The organism is Bifidobacterium aquikefiri, assembly GCF_002259795.1.
In the GTDB taxonomy this organism is placed as follows: domain Bacteria; phylum Actinomycetota; class Actinomycetes; order Actinomycetales; family Bifidobacteriaceae; genus Bombiscardovia; species Bombiscardovia aquikefiri.
Genome location: NZ_MWXA01000003.1, coordinates 101,628 through 127,354, shown reverse-complemented (window position 1 = coordinate 127,354; position 25,727 = coordinate 101,628). Strand labels below are relative to the sequence as shown.

Annotated in this window: 20 protein-coding genes and 2 tRNA genes; 8 read left to right on the top strand and 14 right to left on the bottom strand. The window is 51.5% G+C overall.

What is annotated here, in order from left to right; all coding sequences use genetic code 11:
* Nucleotides 1-131: 131 nt before the first annotated feature.
* Nucleotides 132-3,056 (bottom strand): hypothetical protein, encoded by a 2,925-nt coding sequence (locus BAQU_RS02195; RefSeq protein ID WP_094692434.1) that lies wholly within the window; start codon nucleotides 3,054-3,056, stop codon nucleotides 132-134.
* 470 nt (nucleotides 3,057-3,526) lie between these two features.
* Between BAQU_RS02195 and BAQU_RS02190 the strand changes: the two genes are divergently transcribed.
* Entirely contained in the window at nucleotides 3,527-4,312 is a 786-nt protein-coding gene (locus BAQU_RS02190) for an alpha/beta fold hydrolase (RefSeq protein ID WP_094692433.1), read from the top strand.
* A 197-nt stretch (nucleotides 4,313-4,509) separates the two neighbouring features.
* On the opposite strand, the gene BAQU_RS02185 is transcribed toward BAQU_RS02190, so the two are convergent.
* Nucleotides 4,510-5,088: an NADPH-dependent F420 reductase gene (locus BAQU_RS02185; RefSeq protein WP_094692653.1), complete on the bottom strand. Its 579-nt coding sequence runs from the start codon at nucleotides 5,086-5,088 to the stop codon at nucleotides 4,510-4,512.
* Nucleotides 5,089-5,208: 120 nt separating this feature from the next.
* Here BAQU_RS02185 and BAQU_RS02180 point away from each other — a divergent pair, with 120 nt between their 5' ends.
* Nucleotides 5,209-5,589, top strand: a complete 381-nt coding sequence (locus BAQU_RS02180; protein ID WP_094692432.1) for a winged helix-turn-helix transcriptional regulator — start codon at nucleotides 5,209-5,211, stop codon at nucleotides 5,587-5,589.
* Between the two features lie 220 nt (nucleotides 5,590-5,809).
* On the opposite strand, the gene BAQU_RS02175 is transcribed toward BAQU_RS02180, so the two are convergent.
* The 5 genes from BAQU_RS02175 to nrdD all read right to left on the bottom strand — a co-directional run bounded on the left by BAQU_RS02175 (nucleotide 5,810) and on the right by nrdD (nucleotide 10,937).
* Nucleotides 5,810-5,881, bottom strand: a tRNA-Gln gene (locus BAQU_RS02175).
* Between the two features lie 41 nt (nucleotides 5,882-5,922).
* A tRNA-Glu gene (locus tag BAQU_RS02170) sits at nucleotides 5,923-5,995 on the bottom strand.
* A gap of 119 nt (nucleotides 5,996-6,114) precedes the next feature.
* A complete protein-coding gene (gene gltX / locus BAQU_RS02165) occupies nucleotides 6,115-7,638 on the bottom strand; it encodes a glutamate--tRNA ligase (protein ID WP_094692651.1) in 1,524 nt (507 codons plus the stop codon).
* 129 nt (nucleotides 7,639-7,767) lie between these two features.
* Nucleotides 7,768-8,520, bottom strand: coding sequence for an anaerobic ribonucleoside-triphosphate reductase activating protein (gene nrdG / locus BAQU_RS02160; protein ID WP_094692431.1), 753 nt, complete (start codon nucleotides 8,518-8,520; stop codon nucleotides 7,768-7,770).
* A gap of 5 nt (nucleotides 8,521-8,525) precedes the next feature.
* Nucleotides 8,526-10,937, bottom strand: coding sequence for an anaerobic ribonucleoside-triphosphate reductase (gene nrdD / locus BAQU_RS02155; protein WP_094692430.1), 2,412 nt, complete (start codon nucleotides 10,935-10,937; stop codon nucleotides 8,526-8,528).
* Between the two features lie 428 nt (nucleotides 10,938-11,365).
* Between nrdD and BAQU_RS02150 the strand changes: the two genes are divergently transcribed.
* From BAQU_RS02150 to BAQU_RS02140, 3 genes are all read left to right on the top strand, one after another.
* Nucleotides 11,366-12,457 carry an ABC transporter substrate-binding protein gene (locus BAQU_RS02150; RefSeq protein ID WP_244568400.1) on the top strand — a complete coding sequence of 364 codons (1,092 nt, stop codon included), beginning with the start codon at nucleotides 11,366-11,368 and terminating at the stop codon, nucleotides 12,455-12,457.
* 150 nt (nucleotides 12,458-12,607) lie between these two features.
* Nucleotides 12,608-13,336, top strand: coding sequence for an ABC transporter permease (locus BAQU_RS02145; RefSeq protein ID WP_094692647.1), 729 nt, complete (start codon nucleotides 12,608-12,610; stop codon nucleotides 13,334-13,336).
* A gap of 255 nt (nucleotides 13,337-13,591) precedes the next feature.
* Nucleotides 13,592-14,806, top strand: coding sequence for a DUF805 domain-containing protein (locus tag BAQU_RS02140; protein WP_094692429.1), 1,215 nt, complete (start codon nucleotides 13,592-13,594; stop codon nucleotides 14,804-14,806).
* Between the two features lie 164 nt (nucleotides 14,807-14,970).
* Here the strand turns inward: BAQU_RS02140 and BAQU_RS02135 are convergent, their stop codons facing one another.
* Together BAQU_RS02135 and BAQU_RS02130 are read right to left on the bottom strand one after the other, a co-directional pair.
* The gene (locus BAQU_RS02135; RefSeq protein ID WP_143241949.1) at nucleotides 14,971-15,855 is read right to left on the bottom strand and encodes a hypothetical protein; all 885 of its coding nucleotides are present in this window, start codon (nucleotides 15,853-15,855) and stop codon (nucleotides 14,971-14,973) included.
* Between the two features lie 108 nt (nucleotides 15,856-15,963).
* Entirely contained in the window at nucleotides 15,964-16,626 is a 663-nt protein-coding gene (locus tag BAQU_RS02130; protein WP_094692427.1) for a histidine phosphatase family protein, read from the bottom strand.
* 212 nt (nucleotides 16,627-16,838) lie between these two features.
* Between BAQU_RS02130 and BAQU_RS02125 the strand changes: the two genes are divergently transcribed.
* From BAQU_RS02125 to BAQU_RS02115, 3 genes are all read left to right on the top strand, one after another.
* On the top strand, nucleotides 16,839-18,164 hold the full coding sequence (locus tag BAQU_RS02125) for an MFS transporter (protein ID WP_094692426.1): 1,326 nt from the start codon (nucleotides 16,839-16,841) through the stop codon (nucleotides 18,162-18,164).
* 187 nt (nucleotides 18,165-18,351) lie between these two features.
* Nucleotides 18,352-18,867, top strand: coding sequence for a GtrA family protein (locus BAQU_RS02120; protein ID WP_094692425.1), 516 nt, complete (start codon nucleotides 18,352-18,354; stop codon nucleotides 18,865-18,867).
* A gap of 117 nt (nucleotides 18,868-18,984) precedes the next feature.
* A complete protein-coding gene (locus tag BAQU_RS02115; protein ID WP_094692424.1) occupies nucleotides 18,985-19,332 on the top strand; it encodes a tautomerase family protein in 348 nt (115 codons plus the stop codon).
* A gap of 212 nt (nucleotides 19,333-19,544) precedes the next feature.
* Here the strand turns inward: BAQU_RS02115 and rplI are convergent, their stop codons facing one another.
* The 5 genes from rplI to BAQU_RS02090 form a co-directional block, all read right to left on the bottom strand.
* The gene (gene rplI, locus BAQU_RS02110) at nucleotides 19,545-19,994 is read right to left on the bottom strand and encodes a 50S ribosomal protein L9 (RefSeq protein ID WP_094692423.1); all 450 of its coding nucleotides are present in this window, start codon (nucleotides 19,992-19,994) and stop codon (nucleotides 19,545-19,547) included.
* Between the two features lie 14 nt (nucleotides 19,995-20,008).
* Nucleotides 20,009-20,257, bottom strand: a complete 249-nt coding sequence (rpsR, locus tag BAQU_RS02105) for a 30S ribosomal protein S18 (RefSeq protein ID WP_094692422.1) — start codon at nucleotides 20,255-20,257, stop codon at nucleotides 20,009-20,011.
* 95 nt (nucleotides 20,258-20,352) lie between these two features.
* Nucleotides 20,353-20,973 carry a single-stranded DNA-binding protein gene (locus BAQU_RS02100; protein ID WP_094692421.1) on the bottom strand — a complete coding sequence of 207 codons (621 nt, stop codon included), beginning with the start codon at nucleotides 20,971-20,973 and terminating at the stop codon, nucleotides 20,353-20,355.
* 142 nt (nucleotides 20,974-21,115) lie between these two features.
* Nucleotides 21,116-21,412 carry a 30S ribosomal protein S6 gene (rpsF, locus tag BAQU_RS02095; protein WP_094692420.1) on the bottom strand — a complete coding sequence of 99 codons (297 nt, stop codon included), beginning with the start codon at nucleotides 21,410-21,412 and terminating at the stop codon, nucleotides 21,116-21,118.
* Between the two features lie 192 nt (nucleotides 21,413-21,604).
* A complete protein-coding gene (locus BAQU_RS02090) occupies nucleotides 21,605-25,708 on the bottom strand; it encodes a glycosyltransferase family 2 protein (RefSeq protein WP_244568399.1) in 4,104 nt (1,367 codons plus the stop codon).
* Between the last annotated feature and the right edge of the window lie 19 nt (nucleotides 25,709-25,727).

The following is a 25,727-nucleotide window of genomic DNA, read 5'->3' as shown; positions in this document are numbered from 1 at the left end:
AGTGTTGGATTGTACGCCGAACAGTGAAACACTGCCTTTTCGCCATCATTCGACTCGCATGTTGCGAGGGGTGCTGGAATGTTTCTCACCGTCCAGCACCCCTCAAACATTGCAGATTACCGAGAACCGAATCAATACCCGCTCGAGTCCAGTTTCACCGTCAACGTGTCGCCATCAAGCGAGAATGTACCAGTGTAATAGATATATGAGGTATCAGACTCGGCCGACCAGGAATCATCGAAGAACGACTTCTCTTGATAGGTGACCTTTGCGGAACCTGTATCCGAATAGAACGAGCCACTATCGAGAGATATATACGAAACCTTCGGATAATCCGTGATACTCCATGTGACATCCTTATACGAATCGTCGCCGTAATAGGTGTACGCCTGGAATGGGCAGCCTTCTGGGGCCATTGATGTGGACTTCGCACAGGCATCCAGCTCCTGTTTCATCTGAGCTTCGATATCAGCCGTCAGCTGCTCGGTTGGCTTCGGATGTATCGACTGAGGAATCGATTCTTGCTGGGCAGCTGCTGCAACTGTCACCGTGTTGCTCGTGAGATACTCGGATTTACCGGCAGTCACCGTGTATGTACCCGGATAGACCTTGAAGGTCAATGTCGAATCAGAGCCATCCGAGGATTCGCTCGCATTCTTCGCACTCACCGAAACCCCATTGATATCCAGCTTCGAGACCGACGAGGGAACATACAGTGATATGTCCTTCACCAATGGCGTTGTGATCTTCCAGTCTTTGAACACCAGATACTTCGAACCATCCTCAGCGATGGAAATCTGGTCTGACTGCGTCTTTCCCTGAAGAGCATAGGTAAAGGCAATGATCTGCTCTGAACCACTGCGTGACGTGGATGTGATGTGCACGTTGGACATCCGTGATCCCGACTTTGCAGCAGCATCCTTCAGCAATGCATCCTTGCCAGACCCGACCCCTGGGGAAGCGATGCTGCTTGCCTGCTCATACCTGCCCGCCTCAAGAGCTTTCAAATACTGTTCTGCAACCGGTTTCGCGCTGAATACCGTCGAGCTCAGCACCGCATATGCAATTCCCAGCACAGCCACAACAGCCACAATGATGGCTGTGATGACAATGATGCGCTTGCTCTTTGCACTCATTGGTATGGAAGCGACCGGTGCACCTGGCACGCCTGAACTTGGAGTTCCCGAGGCAATTGCAGGTGCCATTATCGGCGGAGGCAATGGTTGAGAAGATTGAACAGGCTGACTAGACCTCGCAGGCTGCCCGTACTGAGACGTCTGCGATGCCGCGTCTGGCTGCACCAGAGGTTCCGTTTGCCCATTTCCGACTGCATTTGCATTGCTGCCGGCGGCACCAGCAGCGGCTGCACTGGATACTGCAACGGTGCCCCCGACGATGAATCGCCATAGTCCCGGTTGCGACCTGACAATTGCAGGCGCGAATGTCAATGCAGCGACTTCGGCAAGGAACGCCCAGAGCGCAGCGAGAAGAAAGAACCAGAGCGCCGGTGACAATGTCACCATGAATGAGCCATTGCTGGCAGAGCTCATCAATGAGGAGAGTGCTCCCGAAAGGCGCATGCCTACAGTGAAGCTGGCTGCAAGGAATGTGACGATCAGCCAGACCACTGCCGTGATCAGTGGGGATTTCCAGGAATGTTGCCATCCGGAGAGGGCAGGATCATACATATTTCTTGCGGCCATCCTCACCACAATATAGAAGGTTGTCAGCAGGAAGACGACGAAGAGAATCAGCACCGACCATGTCGGGATGTCTGATGATGAACCTGCCCAGATTGAGATGGTTTGCGAAGTGCTTCCGGGTGTCGTGAGCGTGAGCGTTCCAAGCGTGGCGACACTGAACATCATCAAGGCCAAGGCTGGGAAAAGCAGCGGTGCAGCCAACAGCACGGTGAAGTCCTGACTACGAATTGCCGAGATAATCAGTGCAATTATTCCGAGAACCGTGAATGTCACACTATAGATTGCGAAGGATTCGACAACTGTGCGAACGGCACCACGAGTGCGATGGGACCAACGCCACGCTGCGGTGAAAATGTTATCGGCTTCGGGTGTCACTGCAGCCAATGCATAACCTGCCAACGCTCCCAGTCCAGCGAGCAGGAAGGCCATGAAAGCCGTTCTGAAGGTCATGCCACTGAGCGAAAGCTGCATGGCGGACGGATTCGCCGCACTACGCGCAAGCGTGATGGGGAAGACTGAACTCAACAGCATATAGATCAAAGCCATGATGATGCCCACCACTGCAGCGCTCGCAATGCCAGTCCACCGCAAACGCCGATGGTCTCTACGAGCCATCCAGAATGCACCAAAAGCAGCGCCTAGCAGCAGAGCAACACCAGAAAGACTGACTGGCAGCCACATGTACGCATTGATTCCCAATGTTCCATATGAACCCATAGCCGAGCTGAACTGCAGGGAAAACTGCCCGGAAATGCCAGCGACCAGGGCGAATATGATGAGCTGGAAGAAGTTTGGTCCAGCTGATGACGCTGAAGCTGATGATTGAGAGGATCCGGCCAAGGAGCTGATTCCAGTCAGGACGGAACCAAAACGCTGTGTAGCAGATGCCTCAACCGCAAGGAGCAGCAATCCCGTGACCAGCGCCAGCACAATAGCGGAAGCAATGCCAATGCCCACGGAAACTCCAATGCTCTTCCATGTTTCCTGACGAGAGAAGTCAGCGACGATCTCATGTGAACGCTTGGGCTGCGCATTGCCAGGAGCAGGCTGCCGGAACTGCGGATTTGGTGAAACATTATTCGGAGAAGGCTGCTGAGGCTGTGGAATCGTCCATTCCGAGGATGGCTGTTGCCCGACTGGATCCGCACCTGGGTACATCGTTGGCTGTGTCGAATCCTGAGCAGAGTGCTCAGGAGATGGCTGCTCACGAGGCGCCGAAGGTTCGGCCGGTGACTGCTGATCTGGATGAACCGGTGGCTGGTCAGGTTGCCAGTTCTCACTCTCGCGATTCGAATTGTTGCTTGCACTCTCAGGCATTTCGCCAGACGGCGGTCGTGCATTTTCATTGGTCATGTTTTTCCCTCTCTCCATGGTTCCCCTATACCCATGCGAGTGTGGAATATGGCAAAGACTCAAACAGCGTCATTCCCCAATAATTGGCACCGCCGTCCTCAATACCCTGAAACCGTCCGAGGCCATGATGGGCTGTGAAATTCCTGCACTGCAATTCCCCTCACCGACATTCCCACATCACTATGGGCATTCTTTCAATGGCGCAAGCTGAAAGATTACTTTGATAGTACCAATAAATCGTTCACAACCGGGGCAATCAGAGACGGCATTGTCACGCACCACATCAATTGCTTCTTGCAAGCCACGACATCAATTGCCCAATGTGCAGGATAAGCTGGTTGCCTTGGGTCGGAATGGTTGATGCGCATCATTCCAGAACATGTGATGTGACATTACAAATGACGTTACATGTTCTGCTCTTGGATTGAGCCGCCGAATCGAGCTGATCCGCCACGTTTGGAAGGAAAATCATGTTTGTACAGAAAATTGGTCACGGCTTTCCACTTCTTATGCTTCATGGCTTTCCATTGGACCATCGCTCGCTACTCCCCTTCGAGGATTTTCTTCCCGAAACCGGTCAATGGGAGCGCTATTACATTGATCTTCCCGGTCTGGGTGCGACCAGGGACGACACGAAAATCACGTGCGCACAAGATATTCTGACACGGCTCACCGCATACATTGACGAGGAATTCCGCGCCAGACGATTCGCCATCGTTGGCTACTCGTTCGGTGGCCTGCTGGCATCCGCACTTGCGGCGCAGTATGGCAGTCAGATCACATCCATGTTTCTTCTGGCTCCCGAAACCGTTCCCGCACAGGAAAGACGCAACTTGGCGAAGAAGGTCGCATACCATATGTCCGACCTTCCCGATTCGGCAACACAAGACGAATTGCAAGCTTATAAAACCACCGCAGTCATATACAGCGCAGAAAGCTTCGAGGCATTCCGCCGCTATATCTATACGGGGCTCGTTGCAAACGCAAAGAATCCGGCCGTTGAAGCGGTGATGAATCACCCCTCGCTCGATCGCTCACCGGAATCATATCTGAGTGACTACCATGAGCCGGTCATGATCATCACGGGGCAACACGACTCGATGGTTGGGTACAAGGATGCCTTTCACCTCTACGAATCGGTGCACGAAGGCACCTTTGTGTGCATCCCGAAAGCGGGGCATAACATCCATGTGGAGCATCCGGACACAGTCAGGGCTCTCTTCCAGCGCTGGCTCGATGGCATCGGCGAGCAATAACCTTCGTCGGCACGGACGGTCTCGCCGCAACACCGATGCTTTACGCAGGTGCACATATTTTCACGCATCTCTTGAGCTCAATCACCCAACAGCTAAATTCGAGCTCGCGTGCGCATGCAACAAGCCGTGAGGCACAACTCATGAAAATCATTGTGGCTCACGACTTCATACGCTAAGAAAATCGTAGGGCATGATTGTTATTTGAGCACCGCGAAGCCGCCGTTGAAAGAAAGCTTCCCGGATACAGCCAAGGCCAATTGCAGGAAACCGAAGGATTCGAGCTCGCGTGCCCGCTTGAGCGAACCTGCATCGACTGCATCCAGCCCTGCCTGCTTCACGACCGTGGCCAGCTCATTCTTAGCTTCTTCGTCATCCCCGGCGATCAGCACCGTTGTCTGATTATCACCAACCTTTGCAGAAACCAGAGATCCGACAAAGTTGGTGTTGAAGGCCTTGATGACCTTCGAATCCGGGAGGATATCAGCAAGCTCGGCTGCGGCGGAACTGTCCGGCGCAGGAAGGAGCGAATCCATGGTCGAGAAATCAACGGGATTGGTAATGTCTACAACGGTCAGTCCTTTCAGCTGCTTGCCAAATTTGTCGACGATAGTGGACAATGCGGCATATGGAACAGCCAAAACCACGATCTCGCCCGTAATGTTTTCGTCCGCTGAAGCTGAGCTGTCGAGCACCTGTACCGAATACTGTGCTGACTCAAAGAGCTTCGCAATCGCAGAACCCATATTGCCTTTTCCAAAGACTGTCGCATGTGCCATGATCATTCCTTCGCTTTCAATGATGTTGTCAACGAGGTATCGCCTCACTGAATTGCACTAACATTGTGTTAGTACTAACGTAATGTTAGCACATCTCTGTTTTCAGCTACAGTTGAAACTATGTGCAATCAGACTCAAGGAACCAGCAGCCATTACAACGTATTTTCCGGGGCATGCCCTTCACGAAAGCTGCTCAATGATGTGACCCGAAGATGGAGTTTCCTTGTTTTGGCAACATTACTGGATGCTCCGGCAAGGTTCTCAACGTTGCGAGAGCATGTCGGCGGGATTAGCGACCGGATGCTCTCGTCCACGCTGACACTGCTGCTGGATGACGGACTCATCGTGAAAAGCGCATCACATGAATCAATCGAATACCAACTGACCGTTCCAGGCAAGACCATAGCCCAACAAAGCCTCCAGCTTTTCAATGCCCTCTATCATTCTCTCGATCAGCTGTTTCCACCGCAGACGGATACATGCTCGGATTCGGAACAATAAGGAATGCCATGCTTCTCTCCCGTCATCCCGAGCGAGCGGAGGGATCTCCGCTGTCGATGCTCACAAGGCTGAGATCTCTCGACTCGCTACGCTCCGCTCGAGATGACGGGAACACACTTTCTGTCGTATAACCCCTATAACCCGCCTGTAACCCCGCAGGAGAAGCCAGCGGTCAAAGAAAAAGCCCCGCAGCCTTTGCGGCTGTAGGGTTTTGTATTTGCTGGGGTACCTGGACTCGAACCAAGAACAACTGAACCAGAATCAGCCGTGTTGCCAATTACACCATACCCCAATATGAGCGAATCACTCACGAATGTGGATAATACGCCTACGTACCCCCAACCGGATTTGAACCGGTGTTACCGCCGTGAGAGGGCGATGTCCTAGGCCGCTAGACGATGGGGGCGTATTCCATAATTATTCAATTATCCGCCGAACTTCGCAGCAACTGCAATCGAAACCTTCGCAAACCGACGGATTCGCTACAGCTCAGCAAAAAGCACAGCGGATAAAAAATATACCTGCTCAGAGATGATTTTGCAAGCCACGAAGTCTTGCGAGTGTCACATCCTTGCCGATTATCTCCATGGATTCGAACAGTGGCGGCGAAACCCGTCGACCTGAAACCGCCACGCGTATGGGGCCAAAGGCAAGTCTTGGCTTGTATCCGCCCTCATTGACCAAAGCCTTGGTAAGCAACTCATGCAGTGTATCGGTCTTCCAATCATCTGACGATGCCGACTCCAAAACTTCGATCGCCTTGGCAAGCACCTCTCCTGCGCTGGCCTTAAGTTGCTTGCGCGCATCAGCTTCCGGCTCAATGTAACCTGCGTTGCTCAGCAGACTCCCGACCATGCCAGAAACCTCGCCCAACAGCCGAACTCGCGTCTGCACCAGAGGGGCCGCAGCGTGCAAAATCCGCTGTTCACGTGTCGTAAGCGCATCCCATGAGTCTGCGGATACCACATCATCACGATGCAGATACGGCACCGAACGGTTCAGGAAGTCCTGCGGCTCAAGCATACGAATATGCTCGGCGTTAATCGCAATGGCCTTGTCAATGTCGAAGTGTGCCGGATTTGCCTTCACATCACGCACATCGAAGTGCTTGATCATCTCATCCATCGAGAACACATCTTGTTCGGCACCAATCGACCAACCAAGCAATGCTAGGTAATTGAGCAGTCCCTCGCGAATGAAGCCATGCTCGCGATGCAAGAAAAGATTCGATTCAGGATCGCGCTTCGACAGCTTCTTTTTGCCTTGTCCCATGACGTATGGCATATGTCCGAAGAGCGGCATCTCCTTGGCAATACCGAGCTTTATTAGGTATTGATAGAGCACAATCTGGCGTGGTGTCGAGCTGAGCAAGTCCTCGCCTCGTAACACGACGTTGATGTTCATCATGGCATCATCAACCGGGTTGGTAAGCGTATAGAGTGGGTCTCCATTCGGACGCACAATCACATAGTCAGGAACCGAACCGGCCTTGAACTCGATGCGACCACGAATCAGATCGTTGAAGGCAATGTCTTCCTCTGGCATGCGAATGCGCAATGCAGGCTTGCGTCCTTCGTCCCTGAATGCCTGACGTTGCTCATCAGTGAGTGTGCGATCATAGCCGTCATAGCCAAAAGCCTTCGGACGTCCATTGGCAATGTTTCGCGCTTCGATCTCTTCCGAGGTTGAATAGGATTCATAGGCATAACCGGCTTTGAGTAGCTTTTGCGCAACATCTGCATAGATATCGCCACGCTCGGATTGTAGGTACGGACCGTTTGGTCCACCAACGTCGACGCCCTCATCCCAATCGATGCCCAACCATTTCAGGGCTTCAAGAATCTGATCGAAACTCTCCTGCGTATCGCGTGCGGCATCGGTATCTTCGATGCGGAACACAAATGTTCCGTGCGTGTGCCGTGCCTCGGCCCAGTTGAACAAGGCCGTACGGACCATGCCAACATGCGGTGTCCCCGTTGGCGAAGGGCAGAATCGCACCCTCACATGCTCAGGAAGCACAACTTTTCCATCATTTGTATCATCAGTCATGCGTCCCATTGTGCCGCGGCAACGGGACTGCTGGGCACCGAATCCCACACGTTGTGCTTTGGAAGCCGCTTTTTTGCGAATTTCGTCCAAAAAACGGCTTCCAAAGCACAACGTAGCCAAAACAGTCGGCTACGAAGCTGCACCTTCACCGGCGGCACGATCCTTGTTGTACATTTCGGGGATGAAACGCTTCTGGTCGTGCAAACGTGGCCAGATGTCAATATGACCATCTGCGAGCGACTTCGGAACATCAATGACACGCTGATTGGTCGATCCCCTGAATTGCAGGAGCAGATTCTTTTCCGCCTGAATGAAGCGCCCATCAACCAGAATATCCAAATACGAGAGCAGTTCGGCCTTGTCTGGGGTCTCCCCGGGGCGTTGCAGCTCTTCCCACGTGTAGCCCGTCCACGACCAAATATCCTTGTCATGGCCGAATTTCGCACGAATCTTTCGTGCCAGTGGGTTAAGTATCGGCGTATTCAGGAATGGCTCGCCACCAAGGAATGTAATGCCCTGAACATATGGCAATGCCAGATCAGACATAATTTGGCGTTCAAGTGCAGCCGTATATGGCTTACCAGCACGAAAATCCCAAATGGATGAATTCCAGCAGCCTTCGCAATGAAATGGGCACCCGCTCACATACAGGGAGCAGCGAATGCCTTCGCCATCGGTCACCACAAAGCGCTTGTAGTCAGCAACGATCATCTGGCTCATCTTGCGGCCATCCCATTGCCCAGCCTGGGGATTATTGCTGGTTCTGCATGGCACTCCAGGACCACGCCCGGACTCACCGCGAGCAAAATCGCGATTCCCGGGCGCCACATGTCGAAAGACTGTTCCTGGCTTATCTGTTACTGATGTTGTGAATGAGTCCATAGCGCTCACTCTGCGTCTTCCCACCATTCCTTGGTTGTGCCATCTTGAAGCACAACATGACCTGTTTCTCCTGCCATATGCTTGGCGCGGTGTGCAATCTCCTCGTGACGTCCATGCACCATCGGACGCTGCACTGGATTACCGAGATAGCCGCATGTGCGCTTGGTAACATTGCACTTGGCCGGGTCATTGTTGCCACACTCAGGGCACTTGAAACCATCTTCCGTAGGCTCAAAGTCACCTTCAAATCCACATACAAAGCAATGATCGATTGGCGTATTCGTGCCCAGATAGCCGATGCCGATGCTCGCCGCATAGTTCCATACCGCTTCGAGAGCCTTCGGGTTCTGCTGCAAGGTTGGGAACTCGCAGTAGTTGATGAATCCACCCGCTGCGTAATACGGGAAGTCACGCTCATAATCAAGCTTCTCCATAGGCGTTGGGCTCAGCCACACCGGGTAGTGGAAGCTGTTGGTATAGAAGTCGTGGTCAGTAACGCCCTCAACAACTCCAAACTTCTTCTTGTCAAGACGCGCAAAACGATCGGTGAGGCTTTCAGCAGGTGTCGAATATACCGAATAGTGATAACGCTCGGACTTCTCCCACTGCTTGCAGAGTTGATTCATGCGACGCACAATGCTTAATGCGAATTCCTTGCCCTCCGGATCCCAGGAATGGTTCTTCATCCAGTCCTTGCCAAAGAAGACAGCCGTTGCCTCGTACAATCCGATGTAGCCGAGCGAAATCGTGCTACGGCTATTGCGGAACAGCGTATCGATGTTGTCGCCGGGCTTCAATCTGCCAAATGCACCATATTCGAACAAGGTTGGAGCATTGATGGGTGTCGCCTGCTTGCAGCGCATGATGCGGAACTGCAATGCATGGTGTGCGGTGCTCATGCGCTCATCGAAGATCTTCCAGAAGCGATCCTTGTCACCATGAGATTCCAAAGCGATTCGCGGAATGTTTACCGTCACGACACCAAGGTTCATACGGCCATCCTCGACATCCTTGCCCGTCTTGGGGTCTTTCCACCCCTGCAGGAAACTGCGGCAACCCATGGGAGCCTTGAACGATCCCGTAATCTTGATGATGTTCTCGTAGAAGACGACATCGGGATACATACGCTTGGTGGAGCATTCAAGGGCAAGTTGCTTCAGATCATAATTCGGATCTTTGTCGTCTTCATTCACACCATGCTTGATGGTGTACACCAACTTCGGGAAGATGGCGGTATGACGTTCCTTGCCAAGACCACGGATGCGGACAAGGAAGATCGCACGCTGAATCTCACGAGCGAACCATGAGAGTCCCAAACCGAATCCCACGGTGACGAACGGTGTCTGGCCGTTGCTCACACGGTTGGAGTTGATCTGATATTCCATGGTTTGCATGGCATCGTAGATGTTCTTACGAGTCAGAATCTTTGCATAGATTTCGCGCGCCTGCTCAACGTGTGATGCGTTCTTGTCAAAAGGCTCATCTGCAGGCAGTGGGGCGCGATCCTCGAAATGCAGACTCTTTGGCTCGCGTTCCTTGAGATTTGCGATGATCGTGTCGGCAACCTCATCGGTCATGTTGTCTGGCATGACCATGCGTGCCATGTCGTGATTCTTGTTGTAGTCAAGCTTTGCATAAGGTTCAAGCATTTCATCGCAGCGATTCACGGTCTGGCCTCCATATTGGCTGCCTGCGATGTCCTTGATGATCTGCGTGATCTGCGTGGTAGCGGTGCCTATTGACTTAGGCGAATCCATCATCGCATTGCCAAGAGCGAAGCCATGGGCAAGCATATCGCCAAAATCAGGCAACGAGCAGTTCGTCATAGGGGTAAATGGCGAATAATCGGCATCATGGAAGTGAATGTCACCTTTCAGGTGTGCATTGGAGACCTCCTTGGGCAGCATTTTCAAGGCTGAGGCCTTGCTCACGGCACCGGCCAGCAAATCGCGTTGGGTTGCGTAGACGTTGCTGTCTTTATTCGCATTCTCTCGAACAAGAGTCTCATCTCGACTGGTGAGCCTTTTCACTGCCTCATTGACATCGGTGGCTCGTGAGCGCGAAATATCGCGATCGAGGCGGTATGAAGTATAGGAACGAGCTATGTCATAGAGATGCTCATTAACCAGTGCGTGCTCAACCAGATTCTGAATGTCTTCAATCTTTGCCGGTTTGGTATATCGGTCACGGATTTCGGACTCAACCTGAGATGCGATCTCTTCAATGGTCTTGTGCTCCTGAGGTCCCACCGGCACATCGACGTCCTTGAACGCCGAGACAACGGCATTGACGATGTTCACTGCATCAAAATCGACAACTCTGCCATCGCGCTTCTCTACCTGAAGCGTGCTCTCCAGACCTTCTGTGGCAATTTTCTGTCCGGCATCTGCCTGATCACCCAGCAGCTGTGTTTCCATAACCTTCACCCCAAAACTACATGTATGTGATTTATTACTTCCACCGCAACATTACCATCGAAATCACTATATAGATGCCTGTTTCGCAAATTCATCACTAGATATAGTGTTCATTGCTACTCGCTGAAGCCCTTGAACGGAGTGTCGCCAATGGCACCCCGAATACGCATCTATTACTTTGCAGGCCCACACCGATCCCACGGGGAGTGCCTCGCTCTATACTGTAAGACGTTCGCGCGGTTGGTGGCAGCAGCCGTGCCAAAGATAGCAGATATCGATGATACCCGGTAAGCATCGCCTGACTGGCAGATGCGAGACACGGTGTGTCACATATGCATGTGAATCGTCGCGCGGGCTCCTCACCTTCCCTTGCCACGCTTCATATGCGAGGACTTTGCGCTTCAAGAGCGCGGGAAGCAAGGTGTATCGTGTGGAGAATTTCAGCTCGAACATTGCACAAGGTACTGGCATGCGCAGTTGCGATGTCAACGGTGATCGCCTTGGCATCATGCGGTGCAGCAACAGACGAATCGTCAGATGATTCCAATGGGAACGCCAATATTTCATTCATGCTTGACTGGACACCAAACACCAATCATATCGGTCTCTACGTCGCACAGCGGCTGGGATATTACAGTGCAGAGCATGTCAAGGTCGATATTCTGCCAACCGCTCAGGCAGGCGCAGAGACCTCTGTGGAAAATGGCGTGGCTGACATTGGTTTCACCACCTTAAGCAATGTGGCGGCATTCAACACACAGGGCAGCTCTTTGAAATTCGTGTTTGATCTGACGCAGAAACCCGTGGCTCGCTGGTGTGCACTCGCATCAAGAACGGACATCAAGACCCCGAAGGATCTGGACGGCAAGACCTTTGTCAGCTTCGGCTCGGCAGAGCAAACCGCAGTAGTGCGCCAGATGATCAGATATGCCGGCGGAACCGGCAATATCGAGACCGCAACTGCTGGAACGAATACCTTTGATACTCTGACCAGCGGCAAAGGAGACTTCGGCGGTTTCTATGCAACGTGGGAAAACGTTGAAAGCGAACTGAACGGTCCGGCGTTGCATTGCTTCGTGGCATCTGACTGGGGCGTGCCCGGGAACCCGGATCAGCTCGGTTTTGCAGTCAAGCGCAGCTGGCTTGTCAAGAAAGGCAATGCTCAAGCATTGCAACGCTTCCTCAATGCCACCATGAAGGGCTACGACTATGCCTTGGCTCACCCCGACAAGGCGGCAAGCATGCTTGTCAGCGGGGCAAAAGAGGCAAACTTAAGCTCCAAGCTTGCTCATAAGTCAATGGAGGAAATCGCATCCAAGGGATATTGGACCACATCTACCGGCTCAACCAGTCTGCCGGGAACAGTCAACATGGCTCAGGCCCAGGATTATCTTGACTTCCAGTACAAGGCAGGAACCTATAAGGATGCAAAGGGCAAGGTGGGCAGCGATGCCCCACAGGCTTCAGACCTTGCCACGAACGCCTATGCGACAAAGGCGGCAGCAGTCGCAGAACAATGACCTTCAACGGCAATCACAGAGGCAGGATCGGGTATGAGACTTCCGACGAATCATGACGATGCGTCCTCTGCCAACCGCAGACAAGGTTGGCAGGAACACACGTGGAGAACACGCGTATCGCACAGTCGCGCGTTATGGTGGCGAGCAGCAATGACTGCCATACTTACGACAGTCGTGCTGCTTGTCTTGTGGCAACTGTGGGTGGCATGCGGCTCTATCTCTCCACGGGTGCTGTCTTCACCAAGCCAAATCGTCGAATCAACTGTGGACTCATGGTCTACCTTGCTTCCAGCAACGTTCATCACCGCCTATGAGGGTATATTTGGATTCATCATTGCCGCGATTGTTGGCATAGCGCTCGGTATCGCAATGTTCTATTGGCGCAGCGTTCATGATGCAGCATATCCTCTGCTGGCAATCGCTCAGACGGTTCCACTGATCACAATTGCCCCACTCTTCATTATCTGGTTCGGATTCGAACCCATAGGCAAGGTAGTCATTACCGCGGTGTTCGCAATCTTCCCCATAACAGTGCAGACATACCGAGGGATGATGGCCGTACCGCGCTTCTATGAGGATGTGGCGCTCACATGTGGAGCCACGCCCTGGTGGACATTATGGCATGTGACACTTCGTGTTGCATCGCGCCAGATTTTCAGCGGTATGCGCATCAGCGCAGCATATGTATTTTCCACAGCGGCCACTGCAGAATATCTCGGTGCCCGCAACGGTCTCGGCATCTGGCTTCAGGCTGCATTCAACTCGTTCCGTACGCCATTGATCTTTTCCGCAACGCTTGTCATTGCCGTGCTCACCGCGATTCTGCTCGGTCTCATCAGTGTCATCGAACGTCTCTCCATTGGATCCTGCGACGAATAGGCGTTATTCCGCGTTACACCCCGCACCATTGTTCCTTTATCGCGCTGACTGGCACAGATGACTGCACAGACTGTCAACTGCACAGACTGTCGATGCCTTCGTGACACACACCTACCATCACTTGCGCATGCAAACGTTTGAGGTGATTCATTCAATGGTATTCGAGCGCCACGCTGTACTTCGTTGACAGAAGCTGGGAGAATGGTTCAGAAGTGATAAGGCTTGGCATGCCAAGCATTACTGTGAGGAGCACACATGAGCAACCCATATCAGAATCAGAATTTCGATGAGGATTCCTCATCAGAAGAGCAGTCAGAGACACCAAGGGCAACACCGCAGAATTCAGACGCTCCACATGAGTCAGGGCACAGCGCTAGTGAGACTCCACAATTTGGAGATGGCTCTCCACATGGAGAAAGTCCACAATACGGGCAGAATCCAACCAGTGGACAATATGCGCCATCAGGCCAGTTTGCAGACAATCAGCAGCAAGGCAATGCCGAGCAACCAGAATACGGTCAATACCAATACGACGGTCAGCCACAATCACAATCCCAGCCTCAATACGGACAGTATGGGGCTTCGCAGCAGCCACAACAGCCACAATATGGCCAGCCAGCTCAGGAATATCTCGGCAGCGAATATCCGAACAACGGTTATCGGAACAACAATGCTTACCGGAACACTATGCCAGGCGAAAATGGCCAGTGGGCTCCAAATCCACAATTCCCGCAGACTCCTCCGCAATTCGATGCACAAGGCAATCGATTTGGATTCAATCCTCCGATTGATCGCCCGTGGTACGGCATCAGCCTCAAGGATGCCATCATCCGATTCTTCAAGAAATATGCAGTTTTCTCTGGCCGAGCATCACGCAGTGAATACTGGTGGGCATACCTCTTCACCACGGTGGTGTCATTGGCAATATCAATAATTTTTTCCGCTATGGGAAATCACATTGCTGATGCCTTGAGCGTGCTGTGGTCATTGGCTGTATTGGTTCCGTCAATTGCCATTGCAGTACGCCGACTGCATGATGCAAACTTGAGCGGTTGGTGGTATTTCCTCCCCTTGGCACTTTCCATCCTGGGTGGTGTCATCATGATTGTTGCAGTCGTAGGTGGTGTCATCATGATTGTTGCAGTCGTAGGTGGTGTAATGTCTGCTGGAAGCGCGTACGGCAGTTCAATGGGCTCTGCAATGGTTGGACGAGTCATTGCCAGTGTCGCCGTTCCCTTTATCCTGAGCCTGTTGATTCTACTCGGCGCGAGTGTGAGCGGAATCGTACTCATGTGTTTGTCAAGCAAGCCTGAAGGCGCACGTTTCGATGTAAACCTGAATCCACAGGATGCGCCGTTCATGCCAAACCAGCAGAATCTTCAAAACCCTCCATATGCAGGGAATACTCCCACTCAGCAGGGTCAGTCGTCAGATCAAAACCCACAATATCCGCAGAATCCCATGAGGTGAACGGCAAATTCGCCCGTTCCACATCACGATTTGAGTTTTGTGGCAATTTCAAAGTATAAAGCTCTGAAATCGGCACGATTCCAATGCCGTTGCAATACTTTTGAGCGTTGCATACTTTGAAATTGCCACAAAACTCGATATCGGGAACTGAACAAGCATGACTTTTACAGTTCAACCGGCTTCTTGGTCTCATCGTCCTTGACGTGAGCGAACTTTGCAGCCAAGGCTGCCTTATTTTTTCGCTCATCCTCAGCCTTGGCATCTTTCTTGGCCTGATCGGGATCCCAGAGAACCTTGTCGCGATGGTTTTCCCATTCGGCCTCAATCAGTGGAGCAAGATATTGAGCAGTCTCAACTGCCTTTTGCTTGGAATTATCCAGAATCTTGACAAATTCACGCAACTCTCGCTCGCTCACAAAAACCTGTGGAAGCCCCAGCCTTTCATTGAGTTCGCTCAGGAACAAGACACATGGCAATGCCTTCTGGCTGCCCTTGTCATCAGAAATATCAAGCAACTGCACCATGCCGCAGAAGGCAACCAGAGCACTCGCCAATCGCTGAGAAACCGCTTCAAGGCTTGCTACGGCTTCCAAGGGCTTCCCATCAGGGGTGAGATATGTACTGATGGTTTCAACGGCTTCTGCGACCTTCTCGATCTGATCCTCAGACCACCCCACTCCCAGATCGCCTGCCGATGCCATGACGAGCTGGGTGTCTGCCGTTGTCGAATACTCCGTTATGTTCTCATATGCCTCATTCGCGGCCAGAGTGGCATCGACTATCGGCTGAGGTCGTCCCGGGATGCTGGTCGCACCTTCATACACGAATTCCGCATCGGCTATCGTCACATCCTCGCCAGTGAGCAAACGGGCAATCTCGCGAGTCACACGAACCTGCAGATCCTCGGTGTACTTAGCATCATTATCCATTGCCAGAGCTGTCTGCAACGGCCACAGTTCCAATAGTCGTGCACCTGCTCCAGCGGCATCGCGAATCGGCTGAAGCAGCGCAACTCTCGCAATATCGGTATCTTTCATAACGAATGTCATTTTTGCTCCCTTGCCCAACACTCTTGTGCTGTTCAAGAGTATCCCCAAACGGTCATGAGAAACAATCATGCCATGCGCATTATTGTCACATTGCTCCAGATAGATTTTTCAGCGAATCATTCCGGCGGCAGGACTCACATACGAGACTTTGATGAGCGCACAGGTATCACTATCGAACTCGAGCGAGGTGATCGATGCCAAATCGGTGTTGCGGCGCAGCATATTGTGCTCGGGGTGACCGGTCTCCATCAGATGTCTGAAAGTCCATATCGGCGATTCATGGCTGACGACAATGATCTGCTGACCGGGATGCTCCTGTACCTTCTCGAAGGTGAAGTCCTTGACTCGAGCCGCAATCTGCTGATATGTCTCTCCCCAACTGGGTCGCCGCAGGTTGCGTAGCAGCACGATGTTCTTGCGTCGCCAGAGCGCCCCTTTACCGTAGCCAATGCGGGTGCCCCGGAATTCGTTGCCTGCCTCAATCAGACGTGGGTCGAAGGTTATTTGAAAATCTTGCAAACCCAAAGCTTCCCGCACAGGATCGACGGTAGCCTCGATGATTTCGGCTGTTTCACGAGTGCGGTCCAAGGGTGAGGAATACAGTGCCGTGGCTGCACGCATCCCCTCATTGTGCGCGATGAATGAAGCCGATGCCTGCACCATCTCCTTGCCATGATCTGAGAGGTGGAATCCTGGTAGTCTCTCATAGAGCACATGCCGAGGATTGAAAACCTCACCATGACGGACGAAATTCACGGTTGTGGTTGGCACCAGTGACCTCCAAAGAATTAAACCTATCGTATAGCGCGTTCACCGCGTGTGCAGCGTCGCCAAGACTTCAACACGCCCAATGCAAGTGACCAGCGAACATGGTCTAAGCGTACGCGGAACATAGTATCAGACAATGAATCAGGCGCTGAACCTGATCTTGAAGGGGAAATATTTTTCATAAACCAACACTCCAGGAAGGGGCATGTGGCACCATGAGCAACAGCATGAGCGCTGCGATACGTGACATCAATCATCGTCTATTTGGTGGATACGCCGAGCTACTTCGCAAACCTCATACGGCACGGTTTGCCATCGGCTCGGTCATAGCTTCCATGCCTTTCCCAATGGTCGGCATGACCATAACGATTTCTGTTCAGCATTATTATGGCAGTTATTTTCTCGCTGGCATGCTCACCGCAATTCAGGCAATAGCACTTTCGGTTGCGAGCCCGTTGCTGGGAAAACTCGTCGACAAATTCGGACAACGTGAAATTGCGATTCCAACCGTGATTGTCTGGGTCGTTGCTGCAATGCTGCTGATTACCGCAATCACGTCTCAAGCCCCCATCTGGGTGCTCTATGCAATCACCCCCTTCCTGGCTGCGATTCCGCCGTGGGGCGCGATGAGCCGCGGTCGTTGGACATACATACTGAAAGGCGATCGAGTCCAAACCGATAGGGCACTGTCTCTCTCGGGCGTGTTCGATGAATGCATGTGGGTCATCGGCAATCCGCTGGCATCCATTTTGGCTGTCATTTCAGGTATTCTGGCATTCTCATTCACAGGTCTGTGCGTGGTCATTGGGGCAATCATGGTCCTTTCCGAGATGAGCACAGAGCCCCCTTCACAGACGCAGCATGCACGCCAAAGCGGGATCACGCGCAAGCAATATCGCGATCAGGAAGCGACGAAGGCGGCCATACTGCAGGGCGGCAAAAAGCAGAAATCCATCTGGGGTCCAGGTTTGATTGCAATTTGCGTCACGTGGTTTGGGCTCGGAGCATTCCAGAGTGCCGCTGCCATTTCGATCATTGCGTTCACACGTGAACACAATGCAGAGCAGATGACCGGTTTTGTCTTCGCATGCTTCTCGTTCAGCTCGTTACTGGGGGCGGTCGTATATGGTGCCAAGAACTGGCTGATACCACTGTGGAAGCGTTTCTATGTGTGCCTGATCGTCGTCAATCTTGGCATTGGCTGCTTCCTGTTCGCAAAGCACATCTGGGTAATCATGATTATCTATCTGCTTATCGGTGTGTGCCAGGCTCCCACGTGGATCAACGGAAATCAGCTGATCTTGCACCTGGTCTCTCCTGCGCGCTTTACCGAGGGTGTGTCATGGATGGGTGCCATGAATTCGATCGGCGCTTCCGTCGGTTCCGCCATAGCCGGGCAATTCATTGATATGAGTGGCTCACATGGAGGATTCATTGTAGTCACCGTCTTGGCGCTCACATCACTGCTGCTCGCCTTCACCGGCTTCAAACAGATCAAGGAAGGCACTGAGAAGCCTGTGCTCACGCAGATCGCCCTCTGAGCGATGACACTGCGATGACCAGTCTGAGGCATCATTCGTTCAAACTTCAGATGCTGACTCCAGACTCCAGACTCAGACAACCGAAGGATTCCGCATCTGAAGTCGACTGCAAGCTTAGGCAAGGGTACTGTGTCGATACAGCCATCGTTCAGAGAATATTGATATTTCTATGTTTGAATGTAACATCATGAGACACCTAATTGCTCAAATAACGAAATTCGGAATTGTTGGCGTGCTGGCAGCCGTCATCGACTTTGGCATATTGAATGCGCTGGTCAAGTTCGCGCATATGAATAATGTCGTTGCAGGAACGATCTCCTTCCTTATAGCTCTAGCATTCAATTACATATTGAGCATGAAGATGGTCTTCACCCACCGCGATGACATGGCCAAGTGGATGGAAATGTTCATCTTCGCGGTTTCAGCGGCCTTGGGCCTCCTCATGAATGATGTAATCATCTGGCTAGCCACCATCAATCTGCCTTCCGATGCTGTGTATACGATGCACTCGACGTATATTCTCTATACCAATATCGGAAAAGTCGTGGCAACGGTAGTGGTCGCCGTGTGGAACTTCATCATTCGAAAAGTATTTCTGGACGCACCAAATTCTACGATCTCAGCGTCTCGACTCGAGCGAAGCCTTTCCCATCGCATAGGCAGGTGGTCGATGAACCACAATCCATTCGGCTCTCGCACCTGACATTGCACCGGAATCTCTCGATCAACCGCAACGACATGGAACATTGCCTCGATCATTGTGCTTCACTCGCAGTAAGTTAGTCCATAACAGACCAACCATTCAAGAATCGAGGACATCATGCCAGTCATTCACACACATGTGAGCACTTCGTTGACCCAAGAGCAACGCGAGCATCTCAAGGCCGCATATGGCAAGGCAATCACTGCCGTACCAGGCAAGTCAGAAGGTTGGCTCATGTGCCCCTTCGAAGACAACATGCCCATCTATTTTGCCGGCGACGATTCGAAATCAGCCGCCTATGTTGAGGTGAATGTGTTCGGTGCATCCGTACCGAAGGGCGCATGGGAGAAACTTACCGAGGCTATTATGACAGCACTCAACAGCGAAGCCGGAATCCCCGAAGACCGCACCTATATTCGCTATACAGCCACCACCGATTGGGGTTGGAACGGTTCTAACTTCTGATTCTCGTCGTTAGTTCCACCGACATCTCGAGTTTTGTGGCAATTCAACAGTAGTATCGTCAATAATCGTTGAAATCTGAGCGGTATCAGGCCAGTTTCAGCATTGTGCACTGTGGAATTGCCACAGAACTCGAGATTTGGATAATAATAATGCCCATCCCGATGAATAATCATGGAATGGGCATTATTTTTTGCTCAAATCAAGCAGATATTTCAGTCGGCGACAACCTTGACGGTGAAGCTGGCAGAAATCTCTGGATGAAGCGCAACCTTGGCTGCAAATTCACCAGTGGTCTTGATTGGATCAATCTGAATGGCCTTGGCACTGACGGCAGCCTTGCTCGCAAGAGCCTGAACAATGCGGTCATTGCTGATGCCACCGAAAAGCTTGCCAGATTCGGAAACTTTGGCGCTGATTTCAACGGTGGTTCCTTCAATGGCATTCTTTGCTGCAACTGCGTCTTCACGAGTTGCAAGAGCCTTTGCACGTCGAGCACGCTGCATGGATTCAATCTGTGCAGCTGCACCCTTGCTCCACAGGAAGGCCTGTCCCTGAGGAATCAGGTAGTTGCGAGCAAAACCTGACTTGACTGCTACGACATCACCGGAATGACCGAGATTGGTAACGGTTGTGGTGAGAATAACTTTGGTTTCTTTACCCATGATTGACTCTCCCCTCAGCGACCGGTCGTTGCATATGGCAACAGAGCCATTTCGCGAGCATTCTTGATTGCCTTGGAAAGCTCACGCTGCTCTTGGACGGACACGCCCGTGATACGACGTGAACGAATCTTGCCACGATCGGAGATGAACTTGCGAAGCAAGGCAACATCCTTGTAATCGATGGTGGTGATCTTTGCTGCCTTCAGTGGATTTGGCTTTTTCTTGAAGGGCTTGACCGGTGGTTGCGGCCTTTTGCGTGACATATTTTTTACTCCTCTGAATCGAAATCTGATTATTCCGTACGTCTATATTCTTAAAGTCTTTTCGTAAACGCTTGTTTTGAATCCGCTTGCTTCTTCTAGAACTCAGGCTCGTCTCCGGAACCCCCACCGAAATCATCCGATGAGCCGAAGGAACCATAGGAATTTCCTGACCCTTCACCAGCACTCCAAGGATCGACACCTTGTTGCGTTGGAGCTGCACTTGCGCCGCTCTGGTAACCAGCTCCCCCATGATAACCGCCATTATTGCCGGCATTGCTACCATTGTTGGAACTGCTGTTACCGGCAAACCCACCACGACCGCCATCATTTGCGGTTCCGGCGTTCTTGCTGACCTGAGCAGTGTTACGTGTAAGACCTGGACCGATTTCATCGACTCTGAGCTCGACAACCGTGCGGTTATTGCCCTCACGGTCTTGATACGAACGCTGGATCAGTCTGCCTTGGGCAATGACACGCATACCCTTTGCCAGACTTGCCTGAATGTTCGATGCCATCGGATTGTAATTGGAATCCCATGCGGAGCAGCGCATGAAGAGGGCATCGCCATCTTCCCACTGCTGAGTATTGCGGTTGTATTGGCGCGGTGTGGATGCGATGGTGAAGTTAGCCACCGTACCGCCGTTCGCAGTCGTGCGTATTTCCGGATCCGCGGTGAGGTTACCCACTACGGTGATAACGGTATCTCCTGCTGCCATAAGAAAGCCTTTCCAATTTCACGAAGAACAAGTCTCGAGTCATGCAATGTCTGCGAAACGAGAAGCTTCGTAACGAATATAAGAATGAAGCTCGAAATGCATGGAACTGTGACATGCATTGAAGCTCAAGAGACGTGGCGGTTTACTCGGCGTCCTTGCGAAGAATCTTCGTACGGATGATTGACTCGTTCAAGTTCAACACACGGTCGAGCTCTTTGCTGGTCGCTGGATCGGCAGTGTAATTGACGACGGCGTAATTGCCTTCGTTCTTACCTTCGATCTCGTAAGCAAGCTTGCGACGACCCCAGAAATCGGTTTTATCGACTGAGCCGCCTTCCTTGGTGACAAGCTCAAGATACTGGTCAGTTAACTTCTTCAGACCACGCTCGTCAAGCTCAGGATCGGCAATGAACATCAATTCATATTTATGCGCAGACATCACCCACCTCCTTCGGACTTATCGGCCGTGGACTTTCCACGGCAGGAGGGTGTATAGCGCGTGATTCCATAGGCCTCTCCCCATCTGAGGGAGAGCTATAAAAGCAACTTCATAAGGATACACCGGATTGAGGACTCTTGGGTTCATAATGCTCAACATAGACGTGTCAGCGAAAAGCTGCATCAGCCTCGTCTACCGCTTCCCTGTTCGAACCCAATAATTGCCTGAAGTCCTCGAAAGATTAGGGTTGTAATAAGGATCATTTCTGATGAGCTCGGGATAGCGTTTCCGAAGTTTGTCACCTTCGGCATCCATCCTTGTCTTCTTCTGCTTGCTCTTCACATCATAGCCGCGTGTCACGGACTCAAAATGATAGAGCCATACCTCGTGGGCCCAGACGTTATTGCGCCCCAAAGACTGAATGCGGATGCACAGATCTACATCGTTGTAAGCCACAGCGAGTTTTTCATCGAATCCACCAACTTTGGCGAAATCACTCGCTTTGACCATACAACACGCCGCAGTAACTGCAGAATAGTCAACATTTTCGATCAGTCGACCAAAATATCCAAGATCATCGCGCGGGGCACCGACCTGAATATGTCCAGCAACACCACCCAACCCGAGAACAATGCCTGCATGCTGAATGGTTTCGGTTGGATAGATGAGCTTCGCTCCCACAACGCCGATACGATCGAACTGTGCGAACGAAACAAGCTTCGCCATCCAGTTAGGACTGATCACCTCAGTATCATCATTGAGGAACAACAGATACCGACCATGTGCCCTACCCGCAGCAATATTATTGATTTTGGAGAAGTTGAAGGGTATATCGATATGCTCGACTCTAAATCGTTCGCCCAATTGTTTCTTGAACGTGTCATAGAGCTCGACCATATGCGGATTCTTACTGCCATTGTCGGCAACGATGATTTCATAGTTCGAATATGTTGTTTTCGCAATAATCGAATGCACGCAGCGATCAATGTTGTCATATCCATCCTTGGTGGGGATGATGACACTGACCAAATCCTGATGTGCAATCGAATAGTCAATATCATAGATGCCATTCGGACCAGCCGACTTGACCGTTGCTGCAAGACTGCGCCGGGCGATCATTGATTCAAGCGCACGCAGACCGGCGTCGGAAGTATAGCTCTTGGCACTTCCAGCGGAGGCAGTCGAAGTGGCCAAAGTCCGCCAATGATATAGGACCTTGGAGATATGGCCGATTCTGGAAGGATCAGTATGCTCAATGAAACGCAGAACGAGATCGTAATCCTGAGATCCCTCATAACCGACGCGAAAACCACCAATCTTGTCGACAATGCTCTTGCGATACACGCCAAGATGGCTGATGTAATTGGTACTCAGCAACAGGTCAGGCGCGAAGTCAGGTTTGAAATGAGGCTGTGAACGCTGGCCCTTCTCATCGATCTTGTCTTCATCGGAATAGATCATGTCAATCTTGGGGTTGGCATTGATCCTCCTCACCACCTCGTATAACGCCTGTGGTGCAAGGGTGTCGTCATTGTCAAGAAGAGCTATGTATTCTCCTGTGGCAAGCTTCAGCGCAGAGTTACTTGCCCGAGAGATGTGTCCGTTTTCTTTTCTGAGCACGACCTTGATGCGCTTATCACTGTGTGCAAGCTGCTCAAGTAATGGCGCAACCCGTGGATCCGTGGAGCAATCGTCTGCTAGGCAAAGTTGCCAATTCTTGTAGTATTGGCGTTGAACCGATTGCACGCAGAGCATCAGCCAATGAGGGTCAACATTGTAGACGGGAACGACGATCGAAATTTGAGGCTTGAGCTTGAACTGTGAGATTCGTTCCCGAACCTGTCTGGGATTATACCTCTCGGTTCGAGCGATGAGACGTCGATAGTCATATACCTGTTTCCAAGGTGAGACATATCGCAGCAGCAGAATTCTGAGTGTATTGCGCGGATGACGAAGCAGTTTGATGCGTCGAAGCAGCATACTGAAACTACGCGCCACCGTGGAAGTCGAAAAGGCAATCTCTTTACTGCGTTTATCCGATGTGGTAACGAAATTCAATGCAAAAGCGACTTGAGAAGTCTGCAGTTTCGTCTCATCGAGCTTCAATATGATTTCGAATCCTAAAGGTGAATCAGGCACAACCGGATATTCATAGGCCACGTCAGGTCTGGCAAAACGCTTCAGACTGGTAAGGGTCAACGCATCCGTTGTTTCAACCGAAACATCCACATCTTCGTTGTCATGTAAATCAGCCGCCCATCCCATGATGCGAACCGTGCCGTTCCTGTTCCTGCGTTTCCAGTCAACGCTGTCAACGGCGAATTTTATGCCATCCTGATTGGTATTTGATTCGGGCAGATACGCAGTGGCGAAAGGATCGGAAACATTCGGATGCTGTTTCACATAGTCAAGCAGATTCTTCCTATCAATCGACATATGTGATGCTTTAATATCAGTGAAGATCGAGTAGGGTTCCCATACAGCAGTTTTCTGTGCCTGACGGTTGATTCTCAGGCACATATCGATGCCTCGAAGTCCTGGAGCCAGACTGGTGTTGAACCCCCCGAGATCTTTGAATTCGCGAGTTTTCACGAGCATGCAGTCTTCAGTAACGGCGAACATGTCACGTGGGAGGAGATCCCGGAAATAGTAACCTATCCCCTCGTCCCACTGACCCCGCATCTCAAATGGCTGCCCACTCTTCAAGGCACGCAAGGTCACGCCAACATTGAGTACGCGCTGTTGAGCATCAAATATCTTTCCCCCAATAACGGCCACACCATTATCCATGGAATAGTTCACCATCTCATGCAGCCAGAGTAACTGTTGAGGCATCACACCGTCGAGGAAAACAACATAATCGGATTGCACATTGGCTATATCGAATCCGTCTTCATCAGCATGAATGAATGAAACGGCACCATATTTGGTATTCGATTCGATGAACGTGATCTGTTCACGAGAAAATGAGGAGAGCACCACGGTTACCGAAGGCTCATCGAACTCATAATCGATCTTGTAGGTACCAAGATTCTCGAGCATGGTGACTCGAGCCTTCTTACCCCTGCGCTGCAACGCACTTTCAATGGCACGCTGCCCAGCCTCATACGCATACATTTTGCTTCTGGGATCTCCGGCCACTGAGCTTGCGAGAGTTCTCCAGTGGTAGAGCATCTGGGGAATGTGATGAACCCTGGTGGCCTGTTCCGTTGCACGAAGCACAAAATCATAATCCTGGCTACCATCGAATTCGCTGCGCAGATCTCCGACCTTATTCCGCAGCTGCTTACTGACAACTACAAAGTGAGTGATGTAGTTGTGTCCAAGCAAAAGATGCGGTGAATAATCAGGCTTGAAAAACGGGTCGAAACGTCTTCCCTCTTCGGTGATCTTATCCTCATCGGAATACAGAAAATCAATGGAATTGTCGGCATTGATGGCCTTGACGACTTCGAGCAGTGCATGAACAGGCAGTTCGTCATCATTGTCCATAAAACCGATGTAGTCACCGGTTGCCAATTCAAGTGCCGAATCTGTGGCCTTTGAAATCCTGCCGTTGCTGGTACGATATACCACCTTTATTCTTGAATCCTTACGTTTATATTCTTCAAGAACTGGCTTTATATGTTTCGCAGAAGAATTGTCATCAGCGATGCACAATTCCCAGTTTGTATACCATTGTGCCCGTACGGACTCTATGCACGCACGCAACCAGCGCTCATCCACGTTGTATACCGGTACAACAATCGATATCAGTGGCTTGTACTTAAGCGCTTGTATCTGTTGTACGGCGTCTTCATGCACGCCTTTCTCGTTCTTTCGAATCCACGTCTGATACCAGTCAGATTCACCTACAACTCGTCGTTGCACGGCATGCAACAACGCTTTTGCATATCGAGGAGACCACACATGCGTCAACATTTGGAACAAATGACGCGCCTGAGACTGTCGTCTTTGCCTGTACAGCACTCTCATCCAAGACTTGATACTAATGCGTTTCTTCTTATCCTGGCCATTCGTTTCCAAAATGAAAGTGACGGTGCTGGCTGTTGCCGGAACAACAATGGTAAAACCTGGCGTGTCAGAAGGATCCAATTCGTACGCCTGAACCAAATCAGGTCTGTTGGTTCTGGTAACTGCTGCATGCGATTCTTCAACGCCTACACGCATGAATCTGTTGCGGAACTTGTCGACCGCCCAGCCTTGGATGACCACAACATCGTCGCCATGCTGGTTCACAGGAGTTATTGACTCGATTTCAGCATGGTAATCCTGATTGTTAATTAGCGCCAGCACAGGCGTCCTTCCTCTCTTA

Coding starts and splice junctions, on each gene's coding strand:
- BAQU_RS02195 (WP_094692434.1), bottom strand. CDS start 3,056: ATGACCAATGAAAATGCACGACCGCCGTCTGGCGAAATGCCTGAGAGT.
- BAQU_RS02190 (WP_094692433.1), top strand. CDS start 3,527: ATGTTTGTACAGAAAATTGGTCACGGCTTTCCACTTCTTATGCTTCAT.
- BAQU_RS02185 (WP_094692653.1), bottom strand. CDS start 5,088: ATGGCACATGCGACAGTCTTTGGAAAAGGCAATATGGGTTCTGCGATT.
- BAQU_RS02180 (WP_094692432.1), top strand. CDS start 5,209: ATGTGCAATCAGACTCAAGGAACCAGCAGCCATTACAACGTATTTTCC.
- gltX (WP_094692651.1), bottom strand. CDS start 7,638: ATGACTGATGATACAAATGATGGAAAAGTTGTGCTTCCTGAGCATGTG.
- nrdG (WP_094692431.1), bottom strand. CDS start 8,520: ATGGACTCATTCACAACATCAGTAACAGATAAGCCAGGAACAGTCTTT.
- nrdD (WP_094692430.1), bottom strand. CDS start 10,937: ATGGAAACACAGCTGCTGGGTGATCAGGCAGATGCCGGACAGAAAATT.
- BAQU_RS02145 (WP_094692647.1), top strand. CDS start 12,608: ATGACTGCCATACTTACGACAGTCGTGCTGCTTGTCTTGTGGCAACTG.
- BAQU_RS02140 (WP_094692429.1), top strand. CDS start 13,592: ATGAGCAACCCATATCAGAATCAGAATTTCGATGAGGATTCCTCATCA.
- BAQU_RS02135 (WP_143241949.1), bottom strand. CDS start 15,855: ATGACATTCGTTATGAAAGATACCGATATTGCGAGAGTTGCGCTGCTT.
- BAQU_RS02125 (WP_094692426.1), top strand. CDS start 16,839: ATGAGCAACAGCATGAGCGCTGCGATACGTGACATCAATCATCGTCTA.
- BAQU_RS02120 (WP_094692425.1), top strand. CDS start 18,352: ATGAGACACCTAATTGCTCAAATAACGAAATTCGGAATTGTTGGCGTG.
- BAQU_RS02115 (WP_094692424.1), top strand. CDS start 18,985: ATGCCAGTCATTCACACACATGTGAGCACTTCGTTGACCCAAGAGCAA.
- rplI (WP_094692423.1), bottom strand. CDS start 19,994: ATGGGTAAAGAAACCAAAGTTATTCTCACCACAACCGTTACCAATCTC.
- rpsR (WP_094692422.1), bottom strand. CDS start 20,257: ATGTCACGCAAAAGGCCGCAACCACCGGTCAAGCCCTTCAAGAAAAAG.
- BAQU_RS02100 (WP_094692421.1), bottom strand. CDS start 20,973: ATGGCAGCAGGAGATACCGTTATCACCGTAGTGGGTAACCTCACCGCG.
- rpsF (WP_094692420.1), bottom strand. CDS start 21,412: ATGTCTGCGCATAAATATGAATTGATGTTCATTGCCGATCCTGAGCTT.